The organism is Terrirubrum flagellatum (assembly GCF_022059845.1).
Taxonomy (GTDB): Bacteria; Pseudomonadota; Alphaproteobacteria; order Rhizobiales; family Beijerinckiaceae; genus Terrirubrum; species Terrirubrum flagellatum.
In genome coordinates this window covers 88,681-105,872 of record NZ_CP091854.1, presented here as the reverse complement: position 1 = coordinate 105,872, position 17,192 = coordinate 88,681, and the positions used below count along the sequence as shown (strand labels likewise).

The 17,192-nt window shown below is 64.2% G+C and carries 17 protein-coding genes; 7 read left to right on the top strand and 10 right to left on the bottom strand.

Annotated features, from left to right (window positions below):
• Position 1 precedes the first annotated feature (1 nt).
• Positions 2-1,042, bottom strand: coding sequence for a branched-chain amino acid ABC transporter permease (locus L8F45_RS30285; protein WP_342364412.1), 1,041 nt, complete (start codon positions 1,040-1,042; stop codon positions 2-4).
• A 131-nt stretch (positions 1,043-1,173) separates the two neighbouring features.
• Between L8F45_RS30285 and L8F45_RS30280 the strand changes: the two genes are divergently transcribed.
• Positions 1,174-1,680 carry a MarR family winged helix-turn-helix transcriptional regulator gene (locus L8F45_RS30280; RefSeq protein WP_342364401.1) on the top strand — a complete coding sequence of 169 codons (507 nt, stop codon included), beginning with the start codon at positions 1,174-1,176 and terminating at the stop codon, positions 1,678-1,680.
• Between the two features lie 54 nt (positions 1,681-1,734).
• Here the strand turns inward: L8F45_RS30280 and L8F45_RS30275 are convergent, their stop codons facing one another.
• The 4 genes from L8F45_RS30275 to L8F45_RS30260 form a co-directional block, all read right to left on the bottom strand.
• The gene (locus L8F45_RS30275; RefSeq protein ID WP_342364400.1) at positions 1,735-2,880 is read right to left on the bottom strand and encodes an ABC transporter substrate-binding protein; all 1,146 of its coding nucleotides are present in this window, start codon (positions 2,878-2,880) and stop codon (positions 1,735-1,737) included.
• Between the two features lie 66 nt (positions 2,881-2,946).
• Positions 2,947-4,836, bottom strand: coding sequence for a feruloyl-CoA synthase (locus L8F45_RS30270; RefSeq protein ID WP_342364399.1), 1,890 nt, complete (start codon positions 4,834-4,836; stop codon positions 2,947-2,949).
• A gap of 46 nt (positions 4,837-4,882) precedes the next feature.
• Positions 4,883-5,740, bottom strand: coding sequence for a crotonase/enoyl-CoA hydratase family protein (locus L8F45_RS30265; protein WP_342364398.1), 858 nt, complete (start codon positions 5,738-5,740; stop codon positions 4,883-4,885).
• On the bottom strand, positions 5,740-6,624 hold the full coding sequence (locus L8F45_RS30260; RefSeq protein ID WP_342364397.1) for an amidohydrolase family protein: 885 nt from the start codon (positions 6,622-6,624) through the stop codon (positions 5,740-5,742). The genes L8F45_RS30265 and L8F45_RS30260 overlap by 1 nt, the downstream gene beginning before the upstream one ends.
• A 289-nt stretch (positions 6,625-6,913) precedes the next feature.
• Between L8F45_RS30260 and L8F45_RS30255 the strand changes: the two genes are divergently transcribed.
• Positions 6,914-7,105 carry a hypothetical protein gene (locus L8F45_RS30255; RefSeq protein WP_342364396.1) on the top strand — a complete coding sequence of 64 codons (192 nt, stop codon included), beginning with the start codon at positions 6,914-6,916 and terminating at the stop codon, positions 7,103-7,105.
• Between the two features lie 244 nt (positions 7,106-7,349).
• Here L8F45_RS30255 and L8F45_RS30250 read toward each other — a convergent pair whose 3' ends face one another.
• Positions 7,350-8,051 (bottom strand): GntR family transcriptional regulator, encoded by a 702-nt coding sequence (locus L8F45_RS30250; RefSeq protein WP_342364395.1) that lies wholly within the window; start codon positions 8,049-8,051, stop codon positions 7,350-7,352.
• A gap of 167 nt (positions 8,052-8,218) precedes the next feature.
• Here L8F45_RS30250 and L8F45_RS30245 point away from each other — a divergent pair, with 167 nt between their 5' ends.
• The 5 genes from L8F45_RS30245 to L8F45_RS30225 are packed head-to-tail and all read left to right on the top strand — an operon-like array spanning position 8,219 to position 13,386.
• Positions 8,219-9,796 (top strand): ABC transporter substrate-binding protein, encoded by a 1,578-nt coding sequence (locus L8F45_RS30245; RefSeq protein ID WP_342364411.1) that lies wholly within the window; start codon positions 8,219-8,221, stop codon positions 9,794-9,796.
• 6 nt (positions 9,797-9,802) lie between these two features.
• Entirely contained in the window at positions 9,803-10,864 is a 1,062-nt protein-coding gene (locus L8F45_RS30240) for an ABC transporter permease (RefSeq protein ID WP_342364394.1), read from the top strand.
• Positions 10,865-10,872: 8 nt separating this feature from the next.
• Positions 10,873-11,787 carry an ABC transporter permease gene (locus tag L8F45_RS30235; protein ID WP_342364393.1) on the top strand — a complete coding sequence of 305 codons (915 nt, stop codon included), beginning with the start codon at positions 10,873-10,875 and terminating at the stop codon, positions 11,785-11,787.
• A complete protein-coding gene (locus tag L8F45_RS30230; protein ID WP_342364392.1) occupies positions 11,780-12,643 on the top strand; it encodes an ABC transporter ATP-binding protein in 864 nt (287 codons plus the stop codon). Before L8F45_RS30235 ends, L8F45_RS30230 begins: the two co-directional genes overlap by 8 nt.
• Entirely contained in the window at positions 12,640-13,386 is a 747-nt protein-coding gene (locus L8F45_RS30225; RefSeq protein ID WP_342364391.1) for an ABC transporter ATP-binding protein, read from the top strand. The genes L8F45_RS30230 and L8F45_RS30225 overlap by 4 nt, the downstream gene beginning before the upstream one ends.
• A gap of 87 nt (positions 13,387-13,473) precedes the next feature.
• Here the strand turns inward: L8F45_RS30225 and L8F45_RS30220 are convergent, their stop codons facing one another.
• The 4 genes from L8F45_RS30220 to L8F45_RS30205 all read right to left on the bottom strand — a co-directional run bounded on the left by L8F45_RS30220 (position 13,474) and on the right by L8F45_RS30205 (position 17,190).
• Positions 13,474-14,631, bottom strand: coding sequence for a lactonase family protein (locus L8F45_RS30220; RefSeq protein WP_342364390.1), 1,158 nt, complete (start codon positions 14,629-14,631; stop codon positions 13,474-13,476).
• Between the two features lie 93 nt (positions 14,632-14,724).
• Positions 14,725-15,462: an ABC transporter ATP-binding protein gene (locus L8F45_RS30215; RefSeq protein ID WP_342364389.1), complete on the bottom strand. Its 738-nt coding sequence runs from the start codon at positions 15,460-15,462 to the stop codon at positions 14,725-14,727.
• On the bottom strand, positions 15,459-16,307 hold the full coding sequence (locus tag L8F45_RS30210) for an ABC transporter ATP-binding protein (protein WP_342364388.1): 849 nt from the start codon (positions 16,305-16,307) through the stop codon (positions 15,459-15,461). Before L8F45_RS30210 ends, L8F45_RS30215 begins: the two co-directional genes overlap by 4 nt.
• The gene (locus L8F45_RS30205) at positions 16,294-17,190 is read right to left on the bottom strand and encodes an ABC transporter permease (protein ID WP_425330075.1); all 897 of its coding nucleotides are present in this window, start codon (positions 17,188-17,190) and stop codon (positions 16,294-16,296) included. The genes L8F45_RS30210 and L8F45_RS30205 overlap by 14 nt, the downstream gene beginning before the upstream one ends.
• Positions 17,191-17,192 lie beyond the last annotated feature (2 nt).

The following is a 17,192-nucleotide window of genomic DNA, read 5'->3' as shown; positions in this document are numbered from 1 at the left end:
GTCATTCCTCGTCCGTCGCGGCGTGGCCCGAGACGAGCGAGCGCCAGAGCAGGACCGGCAGGATCATCATGAAGACGATGATTTCCTTGTACTCGCTCGCAAGGAACGATGCGAAAGCTTCGATCACGCCAACGCCGACGCCGGCGAGCGCGGCGCCGGGAAAACTCGCGAGACCGGCGACGATCGCCGCGACGAAGCCTTTCAGGCCGATGAGAAAGCCGGTGTCGTAATAGACCGTCGTCGTCGGCGCGATGAGCACGCCAGACACGGCGCCGATCGCGGCGGCGAGGCCGCAGGAGATTTGTCCTGATATGCGCGTGGGAATGCCGACGAGGCGCGCGCCGAGCCGATTGATCGCCGTCGCCATCAGGGCCTTGCCCCAGAGCGTGTAGGTGAAGAACAGCAGCAGCGCGGCCGCTGTGATCGTCGCGAAGGCATAGACCCAGAGATTTTGCGCGCTGACGAGCAACGGGCCGAATTCATATCCGGCCGACGAGAGCGGGACGGCGCGCAGGCCTTCAGGTCCGAAGAAAACCAGCAGCAGGCCCGTCAGCGCGAAATGGATCGCGACCGCCGCAATGAACAGCGTCAGGATCGACGCCTCCGCCATGGGCTGGAATGCAACGCGATAGAGATAGGGGCCGATCGGCGTTACGATGGCGACGGCCAGGATCGCAGCGATCAACGGATTCGAACGAGCCGGACCAGACAGAAAAACGATCGCGATCACAGCTGCGGGCAGCAGCACGTCGGCGGCGAAGGCGCGCAACGCGAGCGCGGCGGAGAAATTGCGCCTGAGATCGATGAGATCGACTGAGAAGGCCGCGACGCCAAAGCCGAGAAGCAGCCAGACCGCGCCGGGAATCTGACCTGCGCCAAGCACCGCATAGGTCAACGCGCCAAAGGCGACGAACTCGCCTTGCGGAATGAACAGGATGCGCGTGACCGCGAAGACGAGGACGAGCGCCAGCGCGATCAGCGCATAGATCGCGCCGCTGGTGACGCCGTCCTGCAGCAGAAAGGCGACGATCGTGGCGTCCATCATGGCCTCGCGAACAGCCTTCGCCTGCAGATTTCGCGGCCAATGCGAGCGGCGAGGGTTTTCACGATCGCTTTGCTCCGCTAGGTTTTTCCAAGCCGCTCCGTTCAATTCTCCATTCAGACGACACGATCGTGCCTCGCCCCGCCCGCCAGCGAAAAGCCAGCAATCCCGATGCGACTGCGCTCGATGACGCAGCCGTCGACATGGGCGATCTGCCCGAGACGATCGGATATATGCTGCGGCGCGCGCAGCTCGCGGTCTTCGATGATTTCATCCGGTCACTTGAATCCGTCAGCCTGCGGCCTTCTCTCTTCAGCGCCTTGCTGGTGATCGAGCACAATCCCGGCCTCAAGCAGACCGAAGTCGGCGATGCGCTCGGCATCAAGCGCGCGAATTTCGTTGCGCTCGTCGACGAGCTCGAGGAGCGCGGCCTGGCGCGGCGATCCAAGGTCGCGGCCGACCGCCGTTCATATGCGCTTGAGCTGACGAACGCCGGCAAGGCATGCCTGCGGACTGCGAAGGAGCTGAAAGGCAAGCATGAGCGGCGTCTCGTGCAGCAGCTCGGCCCCGGCGGGCGGGAGAAACTGCTCGCGCTGCTGCGCCTGCTTGCTGACGCGCCGGACGCCGACACAACATAGCTCGTCGGCGCAGACGGCGCTGGAACTACGTCGTTCAAGGCGATCATTCTCAGGTCACTGCGCCAGCGCGAAGCCGCCATCTTTGATGGTCAGCAGCACGCGCGCGCGAGGATCGAGGCCATAATGATCATCCGGCTTGAACTGGAACACGCCGTTGCTCGCCGGGATTTCCTCTCCCTTCTCCAGCGCGTCGCGCAGCGCCAGGCGGAACTCCTTCGTGCCCGACTTCGCCGTCTTCAAGGCGATCGGCGTTGCGCGCTTCAGGATTTCCATGGCGTCGAAGACATGCGCGGCGAATTGCGTGCGCGTGTCCGCGCCGAACTTCGCTTCATAGGCGTTCACCAACGCAAGACCCGGGGCCTTGGTCGCAGATGAATCCGGCTGCGCCTCCGGAACCATCGCCGGGCCGGAGACAAGGATCGTGTTCTCGGCGCTCTTGCCTGCGATGCGGATGAAGTCCTTCGTCACCGCGCCATGGGTCTGATAGATCGCGCCGCGATAGCCGCGTTCGCGCACGGCGATCTGCGGCAGGGCCGCGCCTGTGCCTGAGCCGCCGACGAGAATCGCGTCAGGCCGCGCTGACACGAGCTTCAACGCTTGACCTGAAACCGACGTGTCGGCGCGCGCATAGCGTTCTTCCGCAACGACCCGGAAGCCGAACGCTTCGCTCCGCGCTTTCAGCTCGTTGATCCAGAGATCGCCCCAGGAATCGGAGAAGCCGATATAGCCGACGGTCTTCACATTGTTCTTCTTCATATGCTCGAACAGACCGTCCGCCATCAGCGACACCTTCTGCGGCAGGACGAAGGTCCATTTCTCGCGGCCCGCCTGCAGCGGCACCGGCGATCCCGCAAGATGAGGCGTTTCAGCTTCGGCGGCGACGCCCATCACCGCGATCGAGGCCGGCGTCAGCGCAGAACCTATCAGAATATCGGCTTTGTTTTCCGTCACCAGCCGCCGCGCATTGGTCGTCGCCGCCGCCGGGTCGCCGGCGTCATCGAGAACGATGACGTTGAGCTTCTCGCCGGCGATCTCGGTCGGCCAGAGCGTCGTCGCGTTGCGCATGGGGATGCCGAGCGCGGCGCCGCTGCCGGTCGATGACAGAGTGACGCCGATCGTCATGTCCGCCAGCGCCAGCGTCGGCGACCAGGCGCATGACGCCAGAAGCAGCGCCGCGGCTTTCAGAAATCTCGTTTTCATGCCTGCAACCTCCCGATTTCGCCGCCCTGCTCCAGGCGGACTCATTTGAACAAGCAATAGCGCTGCTCAATCATCGCCATCGATGCCGATCACGCGCGCCGAATTTCTCTGATCGTAAAGCTCGTCGATCAGATCAGCCCGGCGCCGCAGCACCGCCCGCTGATTGATCGAGCCCTTGTCGGTGATCTCGCCGCTATCGATTGAGAGCGGCGCATCGATGATGAGGGCGCGCGCGATCAAATTCGACGAGCCGGTGCTTTTCGCTGCTGCGGCGCGCAACCCCCGGCGCAGGGCGGCCCGCACGCGCGCATCCGCAAGCAGTTGCGGCGACGCCATATCAGTCGGCGCGTCCGGGCACAGAGAGCGGCATGCGTCGAGGTCCGGCACGGCGAGCGCGGCGATCTCGTCGCGATTGAGGCCCGCGATGACGAAGTCCCTGAAATAGGGCGCGCACGCCTCGATCAGTCGCGCGCGCAGCGGACCAACGCTGACCCAGACGCCGCTCGTCAGCTTGAAATCCTCGGCGATGCGGCCGTCGAAGGCGAAGCCCTGGCTGATGTCATCGGGATCAACGAAGCGAAGCGCATCACCGAATTTGTAATAGCCTTCGTCATCGAAAGCCGCCGCGGTCAGGCCGGGTTCGCGCCAGTAGCCCGGCGTCACATTCGGCCCCTTGACGCGCGCCTCGAGCTTTCCGTCGACCGGCGCAAGCTTCAATTCGTTGCCAGGCGCAGGCAAACCGACATGGCCCGAGCGGCTGGTTTCCGGCGTGACCGAAAGCGAGAAAGGCGCGGTCTCGGTGGCGCCGAGCCCCGTGAGCATCGGAATGCGCGCGCCCACGGTTTCGACCGCGAGTTCATCGAGCGCGCGCCAGACATGTTCGGGAAGACCAGCGCCGGCGAAGAAACAGAGATCGAGCCGGCTGAAGAAGCGCCGGCGTAGCGCATCGTCCGCGCGCAATTGCGGAACGAGCATCTCCCATCCCTTCGGCACGTTGAAATAGATGCTCGGCGCGATCTCGCGCAGATTGCGGATGGTCGCCGCGAAGCCGCCCGGCGTCGGCTTGCCATCATCAATATAGAGCGAGCCGCCATTGAAGAGCGCAATGCCGACATTGTGATTGCCGCCAAAGGTGTGATTCCAGGGCAGCCAGTCGATAAGGGTCGGCGGCTTCTCCTTCACGACCGCAAGCGCCTCGCGCAGCATCACCTGATTGCTGCACAGCATGCGCTGGGTGTTGATCACCGCCTTCGGCAAACCTGTGGAGCCGGAGGTGAGAAGAAACTTGGCGATCGTGTCGGGGCCAACGGCGTCATGGGCGAGATCGACGGCGTTCGTCTCCTCGCGATCTGCGAAATCAGCGAAAGCAACGGCTGGTCGCCCACTGTCCGCTCCGGCGGAGTCCTGGATGACGCCGACATCGTCGGGAATTGCGGCGTCGATCGCCTTGCCGAACGCGCGCCCATCGTCCGCATAGACCAATCCCGGCGTCAGCAGGCCGACGACATGGCGGAGCTTGGCAAAATCCGTCGACACCAGCGAATAGGCCGGCGACACCGGCGCATAGGGAACGCCGACATAGAGCGCCGCAAGCCCGAGCAACGCATGATTGATGCTGTTGCCGGAGAGAATGAGCAGCGGCCGTTCCGCTGAAAGATTCCGATCGAGCAGCGCCTGCCCGAGGCGGCGGACAAGACGCAGCGTCTGCGCGTAGCTGACAGTCCGCCAGCCGTCCCTTCCATCGCGCTCGGCGAGAAAAATCCGCTCTGGCGCGAGCGTCGCCCAGTGATGCAGTCGATCCGTCAGGCGACGAGGATAGGGCGCAAGCTGCTCGACCGGACGCACATGGATGACGCCGTCGTCGCGCCGATCGACGGCGACCGTGAACCGTCCGAACGGAACGTCGCGCAGCGGCGCGCGCTGCGCATCGCCGATCCTCTGCCTGCTGATCTCCATCGCTCCTCCCCTTTCGCCCTGCTCTTCCGGCAGTTGGCGAACCGCATCATCGGAAATCGGTGACCTTCTTCGCTCGCTTCTCCAGGAACGCCCGCAATCGTTCCTTCGCTTCGTCGCTGCCTTGCGCGATCGCCGCCATCAGCGCTTCCATCATGTAGCCTTCGCGCGGATTCGCCTCCGCGATCTTCGGCAGCGCATGAATCACCGCGAAATTCGTCACGGGCGAATTGGCCGCGATACGCGTCGCGAGCTCCAACGCTTTCGTGAGCCCCTCGCCTTCATTAACGAGATATTGCGAGAGACCGGCGGCGTGTCCCTCTTCCGCGTCGAGCACGCGCCCGGTCAGCATCATGTCGGCCATGCGCGCGGCGCCAATCAGACGAGGCGCGCGCACCGAGGCGCCGCCGCCGACGAAGATGCCGCGCTGTCCCTCGGGGAAAGCGTAATAGGCGCTGCGTTCGGCGACGCGGATATGCGCGGCGCAGGCCAGTTCGAGGCCTCCGCCAATGACAGCGCCTTTCATCGCCGCGACGACAGGCGTGCGGCCGAATTCGACGCGCTCGAAAGCGCGATGCCACATCATCGAATGGGCGACGCCTTCGATCGTGCTGCGTTCGGAGAGTTCAGACAGATCGAGTCCGGAGGAGAAATCCGCGCCGGCCGCATCGATGACCACGGCCTTGATGTCGTCGGGCAGCCGCGAAAAGAAAGCCTCGATCCCCTGCACCGTCGCATCGTTCAGCGCATTGCGTTTCTCAGGCCGGGAGAGGCGCAGGATTGCGATGTCGCCTTGCCGTTCGGCCGCAAGGGACGACGGCAGATCGATCGCCAGACGCTCGCGCGCGATCGGCTCATCATTCGCTGCGGCGTGGCGGGCTTTCGCGCCTGTCGAGGGACGTTCCATCAGGACGCCTTCCCGGCTTTCAGGCCAAGCAGCTTGATCGCATTGTCCTTGAGGATCAGCGGCCGCACGTCAGGCTTGATGTCGAGCTTCTCGAAATCGCTCAGCCAGCGATCCGGGGAAATCACCGGCCAGTCGGAGCCGAACAGGACCTTATGCTTCAGGATCGAGTTGGCGTAGCGGACGAGGATCGGCGGAAAATATTTCGGCGACCAGCCGGAGAGATCGATATAGACGTTCGGCTTGTGCTGCGCGACCGACAGCGCCTCCTCCTGCCAGGGAAAGGAGGGATGCGCGAGGATGATCGGCATGTCGGGAAAATCGACCGCCACGTCGTCCATATAGATCGGGTTGGAATATTTCAGGCGGATGCCGTTGCCGCCGCGCATGCCGGAGCCGACGCCCGTCTGACCGGTGTGAAACAGCGCCGGCACGCCCGCTTCCGCAATCGCCTCATAGAGCACATAGGCGTCGCGATCGTTGGGATAAAAGCCCTGCATCGAGGGATGAAACTTGAAGCCGCGAATGCCGAAATCGCGCACGAGACGCCGCGCCTCGCGCGCGCCCGCTTTTCCTTTCGCGGGGTCGATGCTGGCGAAGGGGATCAGCACGTCACTGTTCGCCGCCGCCTTCTCCGCGACTTCCTCATTCGCGTAGCGGCGAAAGCCGGTCTCGCGCTCGGCGTCGACGGGAAAGATCACCGCCGCGATCTTGCGCGAGCGATAATAGGCGGCGGTCTCTTCCATGGTCGGCGGATGCGCGTAGGGCGCATTGAAATATTTCGCCATGGCCGCCTGGAAATCGTCGTAGCCGTCATCGGCATGCGCGCCGCACGGCTCCTCCGCATGGGTATGGATGTCGATTGCGATGAGTTCGTCGACATTCATGAGCGGCGTTTCCCGTATCCCGGACGTTTATAGTTATGTCTCATAACAATTATTGCAAAGCGAACGGGGCGTCAAGCCGGCGCAGGCTCGCCGTCGATTTCCGAGACAGGCGGCCCGCCGGCCATAGCCGCCAACTCCTGCTGTCGCGCGCCCTCGCCGGGGAAAATTCCTCCCCGCTGGAGCAAATCTTTGAAAGGCCGATCCTTTGACGCTCGAAGCTGCGAGCCGATACGTTTGGCGCGCAATCCGGCTTGCGCAAGCAGCCGATCAGAGAACGCGGAGCGAGAGCATGTTGAAGCAGGTCACCGAATGGCTTCTCGCAAATTTCGCCTGGAGCAGCGTCGACGATGCACAGGCGACCTATCTCGCGCTGTGGCGGAATTCGGCCGCCGCAATGAATGATGAAGACAGGGCGATCGTCAGCAGCGTCATCGACGAACAGAGGCTCAGCCAGTTGATCTGCGACGTGCCGCTGGTCTGATTTCGCGGAAAGTCTGCCGACATTTAGCGACTGAACGAGGCCCGTCTCGACGCCGATTGGCAGATATCGCGGGTCTGCTAGAGCGGTTCCCGTTTCGCAATAGTTTCACGCGGCGTCATGGCCGGACTTGTTCCGGCCATCCACGTCTTGCTTTCGGTTATAAGACGTGGATGCGCGCGTAACTCCTGTTGCGCGCTTTTTGTCCGCGACGCGCCCGCTAACAGCGCCTGCGCAGAGAGACGTTTCACTCTTCCCGGCGCGCGAAGGCGGTCTGGATATGCTGGCGTCCTGATCGAACGATGTGATCGCGCATCGCCTTCTCCGCGCCATCGGCGTCGCGCGCCGACAGGGCGGCGAGGATCGCCAGATGCTCATCGAGCGCGCGGAGGCGCTCGTCCGCATCGTCGAGCAGAAACAGCCGCGCCGCCTGATCGTAAACCACCTGCCCGATCAGAAGTCGCTGGAGATAGCGGCAGCGGGACGCGTCATGGATCGCGTCGTGGAAGGATTCGTTGAGCGCGATCAGCCTGTCCGCATCGCCGCTTTGCGTGGCGGCGCGCATGCCGTCGGCGATCGCCTCCAGCGCCGCAAGCGCCTCATCGTCGATCCGCGACGCGGCGAGACGCGCGATCATGCTTTCCAGCGCCGCGCGAGCGAGCGACATTTCCTCCGCCTGCCGGGCGTCGAAGGTCACCCTGACGCCGCGCCGCGGCTCGGTGAGCACGAATCCTTCCGTCTCGAGACGGCGGAGAGCCTCCTTCAGCGGCGTCGTGCTCACGCCAAGCTGGCTCGCGATCTGGCGCTCATTGAGCATGGTTCCGGATCGGAGCTGGCCCGAGATGATGGCCTGCCGCAGCCGCCCGTAAACATGCTCCCTCAGGCCTTTGAGAACCTCGACGTCGACCGGCTCGAGCGGACGATGCCGCGGCGCGCGCGCGCCACCCATTCGTCGCATCCCCCTTGGCTTCAAATGCCGCTTGATATATCAGATCGCACGCGCTTTGGTCCAGCCGGACGGCGCGAAGACGGAAGCGTCTTGAATTCATGCCCGAGAAGCGGCGCCAAAGCCGACCGGAGCATCGTGGTCAGGGAGGATCAAACGTGAAGCCCCGCATTCTCGCCGGCTTGCTCACCGGCCTGGCGATCGCAGCGTCTCTCTACGCGGCGGCGTACGCCGCGTCCCCGCCGAACGCGCTCGTGATCGGCACGCAGCTCAGCGCGGTGCCCTCGCTTGATCCCGCCGCGATCAACGCCCGCACGCCGTCCGAGGTCGTGTCCAACCTCTACGACAATCTCGTCGAGCTGCCGCCTGACAGGATGAGCGACATTCGCCCGATGCTGGCGGAGAAATGGGTGGTCTCGGACGACAAGCGGACGATCACCATGACGATCCGCAAGAGCGTCACATTTTCCTCCGGCAATCCCCTCACCGCCGAGGATGCGGCGTGGTCGATCCAGCGCGTGATCAAGATGGCCGCCGTCGGCTCGACCGACGTCGCGCTGTGGGGCTTCACGCCGCAGAATGTCGACAGCCTCGTTCAGGCGACCGATCCGCAGACGCTTGTCATCAAGCTGCCGGAGCCTGTCTCGACTGAACTCGTGCTCTATTCGCTCGCCGGCGCGTCGCTTGGAATCATCGACAAGGCGACCGCGCTGAAGAACGAGAGGAATGGCGACCTCGCCCAGAACTGGCTGAAGAGCAACAGCGCCGGCAGCGGCCCCTACAAGCTCACGCAATGGCGTCCGAACGATATTCTGCTCGCTGACGCGCGCGCCGACTATTGGCGCGGCGCGCCGGCGATGAAGCGCGTCGTCATGCGCCATGTGCCGGAGTCGGGAAATCTGAGGCTCCAGATCGAGGCCGGCGACATCGATGTCGGCCAGTATATGGCGAATGGCGATCTCGAAGCGCTGCAGGCCAAGGGCGCGACCATCGATCCCGGCCCGGGCCTCGGCTTCTATTATGTCGCCATGAACACGCAGGACCCCGATCTTGCGAAACCGCTTGTGCGGCAGGCGTTCCAGCACATTATCGACTGGAAGCCGCTGGCGCAGACGACGATGAACTTCAACGGCTTTCCCTGGCAGTCGATCATTCCGAAAGGCATGTCGGGCGCGCCGACGGCCGAGCCGACGGGCTATCAATATGATCCCGAGCTCGCGAAGAAACTTCTCGCCGAGGCCGGCTATCCCAACGGATTGAAGAAAACGCTGTTTCCTTCATCCGACGCGCTGCTCAAGATGGCGGTCGCGTTGCAGGCGAGCGCGCGCAAGGCCGGCGTCGAATTCGAGATCGTGCCCGGCGAACACACGCCTGATTTTCGCGCGCGGAAATATCAGGTGCTCGTCGGCAATTCCGGCACGCGCCTGCCCGATCCGTTCGGCACGCTGGTGCAATACGCCTACAATCCCGATAATCGCGATGAAGCGAAGCTCGGCGGCTATTATCTCTGGCGCACGGCGCTCGACGCGCCTGAATTGACGAAACAGGTCGATCTCTCGAAAGCGGAGACAGACCCGGCGAAGCGCAAGGCGATTTTCGAGCAGATCGACAAGGCGTTCACGGCGATGAATCCGCCGCTCATCGTCATCCTGCAGCGCACCGATCCCTATGCGATCCGCAAGGGCGTCACCGGCTATGTCGGGCACCCGACCTGGTCGACGCGCTGGTACGACGTGAAGAAGAGCTGAGCCGCGATGACCGCAGCCGCGACGGCGACAACAGGCGCATTCAAACGGCCGGCGCGGTTCGCACGATTGCAGCGCCTGTCGGGGCGCGCGTTGTCGATCGCCACGACGCTTATCGGTCTGCTGCTGCTCACCTTCACCATGGGACGGCTTCTGCCGGCCGATCCCGTGCTCGCCGTCACGGGATCAGAGGTCGACAAGGCGACCTATGACCGCGTCTATCAACAGCTCGGGCTTGATCGGCCCGTGCTGGAGCAATTCATCTCCTATGTCAGGAATGTGCTCACGGGCGACATGGGATCGTCGCTGACGACGGGACGGCCGGTGTCCGCCGATCTTCTCACAGTGTTTCCCGCGACCATCGAACTGGCGCTCGTCGCCATTCTCGTGGGAACGCTCATGGGCGTGCCGCTTGGCGTCGTGGCCGCGGTCAATCGCGGCAAGTTCGTCGATCATGTCGCGCGCGTGGTCGGGCTTGCCGGCCACTCCGTTCCGATCTTCTGGCTCGGCCTGATCGCGCTGCTGATCTTCTACGCGAAGCTGCGCTGGGTCGCAGCGTCTGGACGGCTCGACGTGCTCAATGAGGGCATGATCGAGCCCATCACGGGGCTGATGCTCGTCGACACGGCGCTGCGCGGCGAGTGGGACATGTTTCACGACGCGCTTGCGCACATCATCCTGCCCGGCGCCATTCTCGGCTACTATTCCGTCGCCTATATCAGCCGCATGACGCGCAGCTTCATGCTGGAGCAGCTGGGTCAGGAATATGTCATCGCGGCGCGCGCCAAAGGCGTCTCCCGCCGGCGCATGATCTGGGCGCACGCCTTCAAGAATATTCGCGTGCAGCTTCTCACCGTGCTCGCGCTGACCTTCGGCGGCCTGCTCGACGGAGCGGTGCTGATCGAGACCGTGTTCGGCTGGCCCGGACTCGGGCAATATCTCACGCGCGGCCTGCGCCTGAATGACATGAATGTGGTGATGGGAGCAGTGTTGCTGATCGGCCTGGTGTTCCTGACGATCAACATCATCTCCGATCGTCTCTATCGCATTCTCGATCCGCGCACGCGCTGATGAGCGATATGTCGCAATCACCGTCAGGATTTCGCGAATGGCTGCGCGCCGAAGAGCCAGCCGGCGCATTTCAGTCGGCCATGCAGCAGGCCTGGCAGGGCTGGCTGCGCTACGCCGCGCATCCGCTCGGTCTGGTCGGCCTTGGCGTGATCCTTCTTCTCGTGATCGTCGCAATCGCAGCCCCGCTGCTGACGTCATACGATCCCGCCGTGCAAGACATGGTCGGGCGTCTCGCGCCGCCCTCCGCCGCGCACTGGCTCGGCACGGACGAGTTCGGCCGCGATATTTTCGCGCGCATTGTCTATGGCGCGCGCACCACGCTCTACATCATTTTGCTCGTGACAATCATCGTTGCGCCAATCGGCCTCGTGATCGGCGCCTGCGCCGGCTATCTCGGCGGCTGGATCGATGAAGCGCTGATGCGCGTCACCGACATCTTTCTCTCCTTTCCCGGACTTGTGCTCGCGCTTGGCTTCGCCGCGGCGCTCGGACCCGGCATCACCAACGCGATTATTGCGATCGCGCTGACGGCCTGGCCGCCGATGGCGCGGCTGGCGCGCGCCGAAGCGTTGAGCCTGCGCCGGGCCGATTTCATCGCGGCGGTGCGGTTGCAGGGCGCGACATCGGCGCGGATCATCTTCGACCACATCATCCCGATGTGCCTGCCCTCCGTCGTCGTGCGCATCACGCTCAACATGGCCGGCGTGATTTTGACCGCCGCGGGCCTCGGCTTTCTCGGCCTCGGCGCGCAGCCGCCCATGGCGGAATGGGGCGCGATGGTCTCTTCAGGGCGCGAATTCATGATCGACAGCCCATGGGTGGTGACGGCGCCCGGCGTTGCGATCGCCATCGTCAGCCTCGCCTTCAATCTCGCCGGCGACGCGCTGCGCGACGTGCTCGATCCCCGAGGCGGCGATGACTGAGGCTCCGTTGATCGAAGCGCGCGATCTCAGGATCGGGTTCGGGCGCGGCGACGGCGCGGTGCAGGCGGTGCGCGGCGTCTCCTTCACGCTTGGCCGCGAGAAGCTCGCGATTGTCGGCGAGTCCGGCGCCGGAAAATCCATGATCGGCCGGGCCATCATGCGCCTGTCGCCGGCCGGCGCGCGCGTCACGGCCGAGCGTCTCGCGTTCCGCGACATCGATCTCATCGCCGCCAGTGAAAAACAGATGATGGATCTGCGCGGCCGGCGCATCGGCCTCATCATGCAGGACCCGAAATATTCGCTCAATCCGGTGACGCCGGTCGGCGAGCAGATCGCGGAGGCGTGGCGTGTGCATCAGCCCGGCCGCGCCGGCGCGCGCGAAACGCGGGAGCGCGTGCTCGCCATCCTTGAATCCGTGAAAATCCGCGATCCCGCGCGCGTCGCCGCGCTCTATCCGCACGAGATTTCAGGCGGCATGGGCCAGCGCGTCATGATCGCGATGATGCTGATCGCAGGGCCCGACGTGCTGATCGCCGATGAACCGACGTCGGCGCTCGATGTCACGGTCCGGCTCGAAGTGCTCAAACTGCTCGATGAACTCATCGCAAGTCGCGGTCTTGGACTGATCTTCATCAGCCACGATCTCAATCTCGTGCGCGGCTTCTGCGACCGCGTGATCATCATGTACGCCGGACAGATCGTGGAGACGCTCGCCGCCGCCGATCTCGCGCGCGCCGAGCATCCCTACACGCGCGGACTTCTGGCGTCGCTGCCATCGATCCGGCGGCCATCGCAGCGGCTTCCGACATTGACGCGCGATCCGCGCTGGCTCCAGCCCGCAGGCGCGGCGAAATGATCGAGGTTCGCGATCTCATCGTCAGCTTCGCTCCCGACGCGCCGCCAGCCGTCGCCGGCGTCAGCTTCAACATCGAGAGCGGATCAGCCTTCGGGCTTGTCGGCGAATCCGGATGCGGAAAATCGACCGTGCTGCGCGCGCTCGCCGGCCTCAATCCGGATTATTCCGGCGAGGTGCTGCTCGACGGCGTTGCGCTGACCCCGCAGCGCCAACGTTCCTTCTTCAAGCGCGTGCAGATGGTGTTTCAGGATCCGTACGGATCGCTTCATCCGCGCAAGACGATCAAGGCGCAGCTTCTCGAGCCCTTGCGCAATCAGGGGATCGAGCATTCCCTCTCTGACGCGGGACGCGCGCTCGATACGGTCGGTCTGCCGCGCGCGGCTCTCTATCGCTATCCGCATCAGCTTTCAGGCGGCCAGCGACAGCGCGTCGCCATCGCACGCGCGCTAATGCTGAAGCCCGATGTTTTACTTCTTGATGAGCCGACATCGGCGCTCGACGTTTCGGTGCAGGCGGAGATTCTCAACCTGCTCGCCGATCTGCGCGCGGAGCGTCGCCTGACCTATTTGCTCGTCAGCCACGATCTCGCTGTCGTCGCCCATATGTGCGATCGCGTCGCGGTGATGCAGGCCGGGCGGATCGTCGACGAATTCGCCGCCGATCGGCTGCGCTCCGGCGAGCTCGCTCATTCCTATTCGCATGAACTGCTCGCCGCGAGTCTTGCCTATGGCGAGGCGGATTGAAAGGCGGCTTTGGCCGCGTCATGCCCGCGCTTGACGCGAGCATGACTCAGAAACAACTCGTTGACGAAGCGCAAGCTATGGCGCCAGTCACGGCAAATTGACGATCTCGATCCAGTTGGCGCCGGAATCAACGGGATAGCGCCCAACCTCGGTCAGCTTGCCGTCGGACGAATTGATCGCATGGACCGCGATCCGATCCGACTTCTCGCCTGATGCGATGAGGAAACGACCTGACGCGTCAATGCGGATGCCGCGTGGCTGCTTCTCCGTCGGAAAGTTCGCGACATAGCTCAATTTGCCTGTGCCGGCCGCGACGTGAAACAGCGCGATCTTGCTGGTCGTGCGCTCGGTCGCATACAGAAACTTGCCTTCAGGCGTGAGGCCGATGTCGGCGGCCCAGACCAGCGGTCGCGTTTCCGCCGGCGCCGCGGCGGCCGAGCTTACGGGAGCATTGAAAGGCGGCGGAGGCGGAGGCGCGACGCCGGGAATAAGGCCGGCTTCAGCGGGCACGGACGCGACGCTCTCCACTTCGGTCAAACCGCCTTTAGCCGGATCAAGCGCATACTGGATGATATGCCCCGTCAGCTCGGTGACGACATAGATGAACTTGTTGTCAGGCGAGACGGCGATATGGCGCGGGCCGTAGCCCGGCTTGGTGTTCACCTGCGGCGGATCGTTCGGCTTCAGCATTCCCGTCTCAGGGTCGAGCACGAATTGCAGCACAACGTCGGAGCCGAGATTCGTCGCGAACACATATTTCCCGGTGCGATCCGTGACGATTGAATGCGCATTGCGGCCCGTCAAAATCACCTGCCGCACGCCATCGACCACGCGGCCCTGAGCGTTGATCGGCATGACGGCGATCTTGTTGCCGCCATAGGACGAGGTGAACATCAGCCGCCCGGAAAGATCGGTCGAGACATAGGGCATGCTGTCGGGAAGCGCGGCGACTGCTTCCTGGGTGAGCGCGCCGCTCTGCGGATCGATCCCGAACGTGACGACGCGGAAAGGCTGCGAGCGGACGACGGCGTAGAGATGCTTCCTGTCCGGGCTGACGGTCATCGGCATGACCATCTTCCCCGCTTCGAATTTTCCGGCCGGCGTCAGCGCGCCCGATTTCTCATCCATGCTGTAGGCGTCGATCACGCCGTCATTTGCGGCCGAGACATAGACTAGCGTTTTCGCCATGGCGGCAGGCGCCGCAAGCGACAGGCATGCGGCCGCGACCGCCGAAGACAATCTCATGTGAACTCCCCTCATCATTTTCCTCCCTCTTGTTCGAGGACGATGCCTCGCCTTTATCGCCGAGCGATCCCGCTCTCCGACGCCTGTTCCAATCTAGAGAAAACTGGCTTCGAAAAGATCCTGGGCGTAATTCGAATGGGTGACGCCGGCGCGCAGATCGTCGCGGCCAAGCTCGTCGACGAATTCGCCGTCTTTCATCACCAGCACGCGCTCGCACATATGCGCGATGACAGAGAGATCATGGCTGACGAGAACGAAAGTCAGCCCCAGCGCCTCTCTCTGATCCGCCAGCAGATTGAGAATTTCGGCTTGTACGGAAACATCAAGCGCCGAGGTCGGTTCATCGAGCAGCAACACGGGCGGCGCCAGCATCAGAGACCGTGCGATCGCGACGCGCTGGCGCTGCCCTCCCGACAATTCATGGGGAAACCGTTCGGCGAAGGACTCCGGCAAGCCCACCTGCCGGAGCGCCTGCGGCACGCGATCCCAGCCGGAGCCTAGCCCCATCGCGCGGATCGGTTCGGCAAGCGCCATGCCGATGCGATGACGCGGATGAAGCGAGCCGTAAGGGTCCTGGAAGACCATCTGCGCCAGCTTCAACTCGTCGCGCATCCTCGTTGGCGCAACCGGCTTGCCGCCCAGCTTGATCGATCCCGTCCAGCCGCGCTCGATGCCGGCCAACGCCCGCAAGATCGTCGATTTGCCGCAGCCGGATTCGCCGACGATTCCCAAGGCCTCGCCAGCCGCGACTTCAAACGAAACGCCGCGCACCACATGATGCCGGTTGCGTCCGGCGCCGAAGACGACGTCGAGCTTTTCAACGGCGATCATGGCGCCATCGCCCTTTCCAACTCGTCGCGATCGACGACGTTCAGGCGTCGCACGGGATGGCGCGGATCGGGCATCGCGGCGATCAGCGCCCGCGTATAGGGATGGCGCGCCTCATCGAGGCTGGAGAGCGTTTCGACGACGCGGCCGCCATACATGATCAGGATGCGCTCGCAGAACGCCGCCACCATGCGGATGTCATGGCTGATCAGCATCAGGCCCGAATTGTTTTCCCGAACCAGTTCGTCGAGCAGCATGAGCACGTCCTTGCGCACGCTGACATCGAGCGCCGATGTCGGCTCATCGGCGATGACAAGTCGGGGACGCGCGAGCAGCATCATCGCGATCATGACGCGCTGCCCCATGCCGCCGGAGATCTGATGGGGATAGAGCGCCATCACGCGATCGGGGTCATTGATGCGCACGCGCTCCAGCATGGAGCGGGCGCGCGCCAGCGCCTCCTTCCTGTCGCAGCCGAGATGCAACCGCGCCGCTTCGGCGATCTGCCGCCCGATCCGCAGCACCGGATTCAATGAATATCGCGGATCCTGCATGATCAGCGCGATATCCTTGCCGCGGATTTCGCCCATTCGCCGCTCGGTGTTTACGAGCAAATCCTCCCCGGCGAATGCGAGACGCTCGGCTGATATCTGCGCGATGGACGGCAGCAGGCGCATGATCGCGCGGCCGGTCGTCGATTTGCCCGATCCCGACTCGCCGACGACGCCGACCTTCTCGCGCCCGATGTCGAAGCTGACATTGGAGACGGCGGGCGCCGCGCTGCGCCCGAAGCGCACGGTCAGCCCGCGCAGCGACAGGATGGGCGACGCCGGATCAGGAGCGGGCATGGCGCGGGTCCAGAATGTCGCGCAGCGCGTCGCCGGCGAGATTGAAGGCGAGGCTCGTGATGAGAATGGCGACGCCGGGCATCACCGCGACCCACCAGTAATCGAGCATGAACTTGCGCCCGCTCGACACCATCGCGCCCCATTCCGGCGCCGGCGGCTGCGCGCCAAGTCCGAGAAAGCCAAGCGAGGCCGCTGTGAGAATGATGTGCGCCATGTTGAGCGTCAACCGCACGATCACCGAGGGGATGCACATCGGCGCGATATAAAGGAGCAGAATGCGCAGTGAGGAAGCGCCATAGAGGCGCGCCGCGGCGACATAGTCGGCGTTGCGCACGATCAGCGCTTCGGCGCGCGCAAGACGGGCGATCGGCGGCCAGGCCGTGAGCGAGATCGCGATGATCGCGGTGTTCAATCCCGCGCCGAGCGCCGCCGCGAAGGCGAGCGCCAAAATGAGAGAGGGAAATGACAGGACGATATCGGTTGCGCGCATGAGCAGCGCATCGATCCGTCCGCCGAAGAATCCCGCGACGACGCCGATCAGCAGGCCGACAGGGCCCACGATGATCGACACCGACAGGATGATCTGGATCGTGATGCGCGCGCCATGAACCAGGCGGCTGAAAATGTCGCGGCCGAACTCATCGGTGCCGGCGAGATGCGCGAGGCTCGGCGGCTGAAGCGCGTCGCCGAGCGATTGAATCGCCGGATCATAGGGCGCGATCAGCGGCGCGAAGATCGCAACGACACAGAGGAGCCCGATAATGACAAAACCGGCCAGCCCCAGCGGCTCGTGCGCAAGCTTGCCGGCCGCCCGCCACAGGGACGCGGCAAGACGCGCTGCGAAGCCGGACGACGATGCGAGAGCGGGTTGTTGCTGACTCATCG

What these genes read in the sequence shown, in the direction of transcription:
- L8F45_RS30285 (WP_342364412.1), bottom strand. Translation starts at nt 1,042, where the DNA reads ATGGACGCCACGATCGTCGCCTTTCTGCTGCAGGACGGCGTCACCAGC.
- L8F45_RS30250 (WP_342364395.1), bottom strand. Translation starts at nt 8,051, where the DNA reads ATGGGTGGCGCGCGCGCGCCGCGGCATCGTCCGCTCGAGCCGGTCGAC.
- L8F45_RS30260 (WP_342364397.1), bottom strand. Translation starts at nt 6,624, where the DNA reads ATGAATGTCGACGAACTCATCGCAATCGACATCCATACCCATGCGGAG.
- L8F45_RS30230 (WP_342364392.1), top strand. Translation starts at nt 11,780, where the DNA reads ATGACTGAGGCTCCGTTGATCGAAGCGCGCGATCTCAGGATCGGGTTC.
- L8F45_RS30255 (WP_342364396.1), top strand. Translation starts at nt 6,914, where the DNA reads ATGTTGAAGCAGGTCACCGAATGGCTTCTCGCAAATTTCGCCTGGAGC.
- L8F45_RS30210 (WP_342364388.1), bottom strand. Translation starts at nt 16,307, where the DNA reads ATGCCCGCTCCTGATCCGGCGTCGCCCATCCTGTCGCTGCGCGGGCTG.
- L8F45_RS30215 (WP_342364389.1), bottom strand. Translation starts at nt 15,462, where the DNA reads ATGATCGCCGTTGAAAAGCTCGACGTCGTCTTCGGCGCCGGACGCAAC.
- L8F45_RS30265 (WP_342364398.1), bottom strand. Translation starts at nt 5,740, where the DNA reads ATGGAACGTCCCTCGACAGGCGCGAAAGCCCGCCACGCCGCAGCGAAT.
- L8F45_RS30225 (WP_342364391.1), top strand. Translation starts at nt 12,640, where the DNA reads ATGATCGAGGTTCGCGATCTCATCGTCAGCTTCGCTCCCGACGCGCCG.
- L8F45_RS30240 (WP_342364394.1), top strand. Translation starts at nt 9,803, where the DNA reads ATGACCGCAGCCGCGACGGCGACAACAGGCGCATTCAAACGGCCGGCG.
- L8F45_RS30220 (WP_342364390.1), bottom strand. Translation starts at nt 14,631, where the DNA reads ATGAGATTGTCTTCGGCGGTCGCGGCCGCATGCCTGTCGCTTGCGGCG.
- L8F45_RS30205 (WP_425330075.1), bottom strand. Translation starts at nt 17,190, where the DNA reads ATGAGTCAGCAACAACCCGCTCTCGCATCGTCGTCCGGCTTCGCAGCG.
- L8F45_RS30235 (WP_342364393.1), top strand. Translation starts at nt 10,873, where the DNA reads ATGTCGCAATCACCGTCAGGATTTCGCGAATGGCTGCGCGCCGAAGAG.
- L8F45_RS30275 (WP_342364400.1), bottom strand. Translation starts at nt 2,880, where the DNA reads ATGAAAACGAGATTTCTGAAAGCCGCGGCGCTGCTTCTGGCGTCATGC.
- L8F45_RS30270 (WP_342364399.1), bottom strand. Translation starts at nt 4,836, where the DNA reads ATGGAGATCAGCAGGCAGAGGATCGGCGATGCGCAGCGCGCGCCGCTG.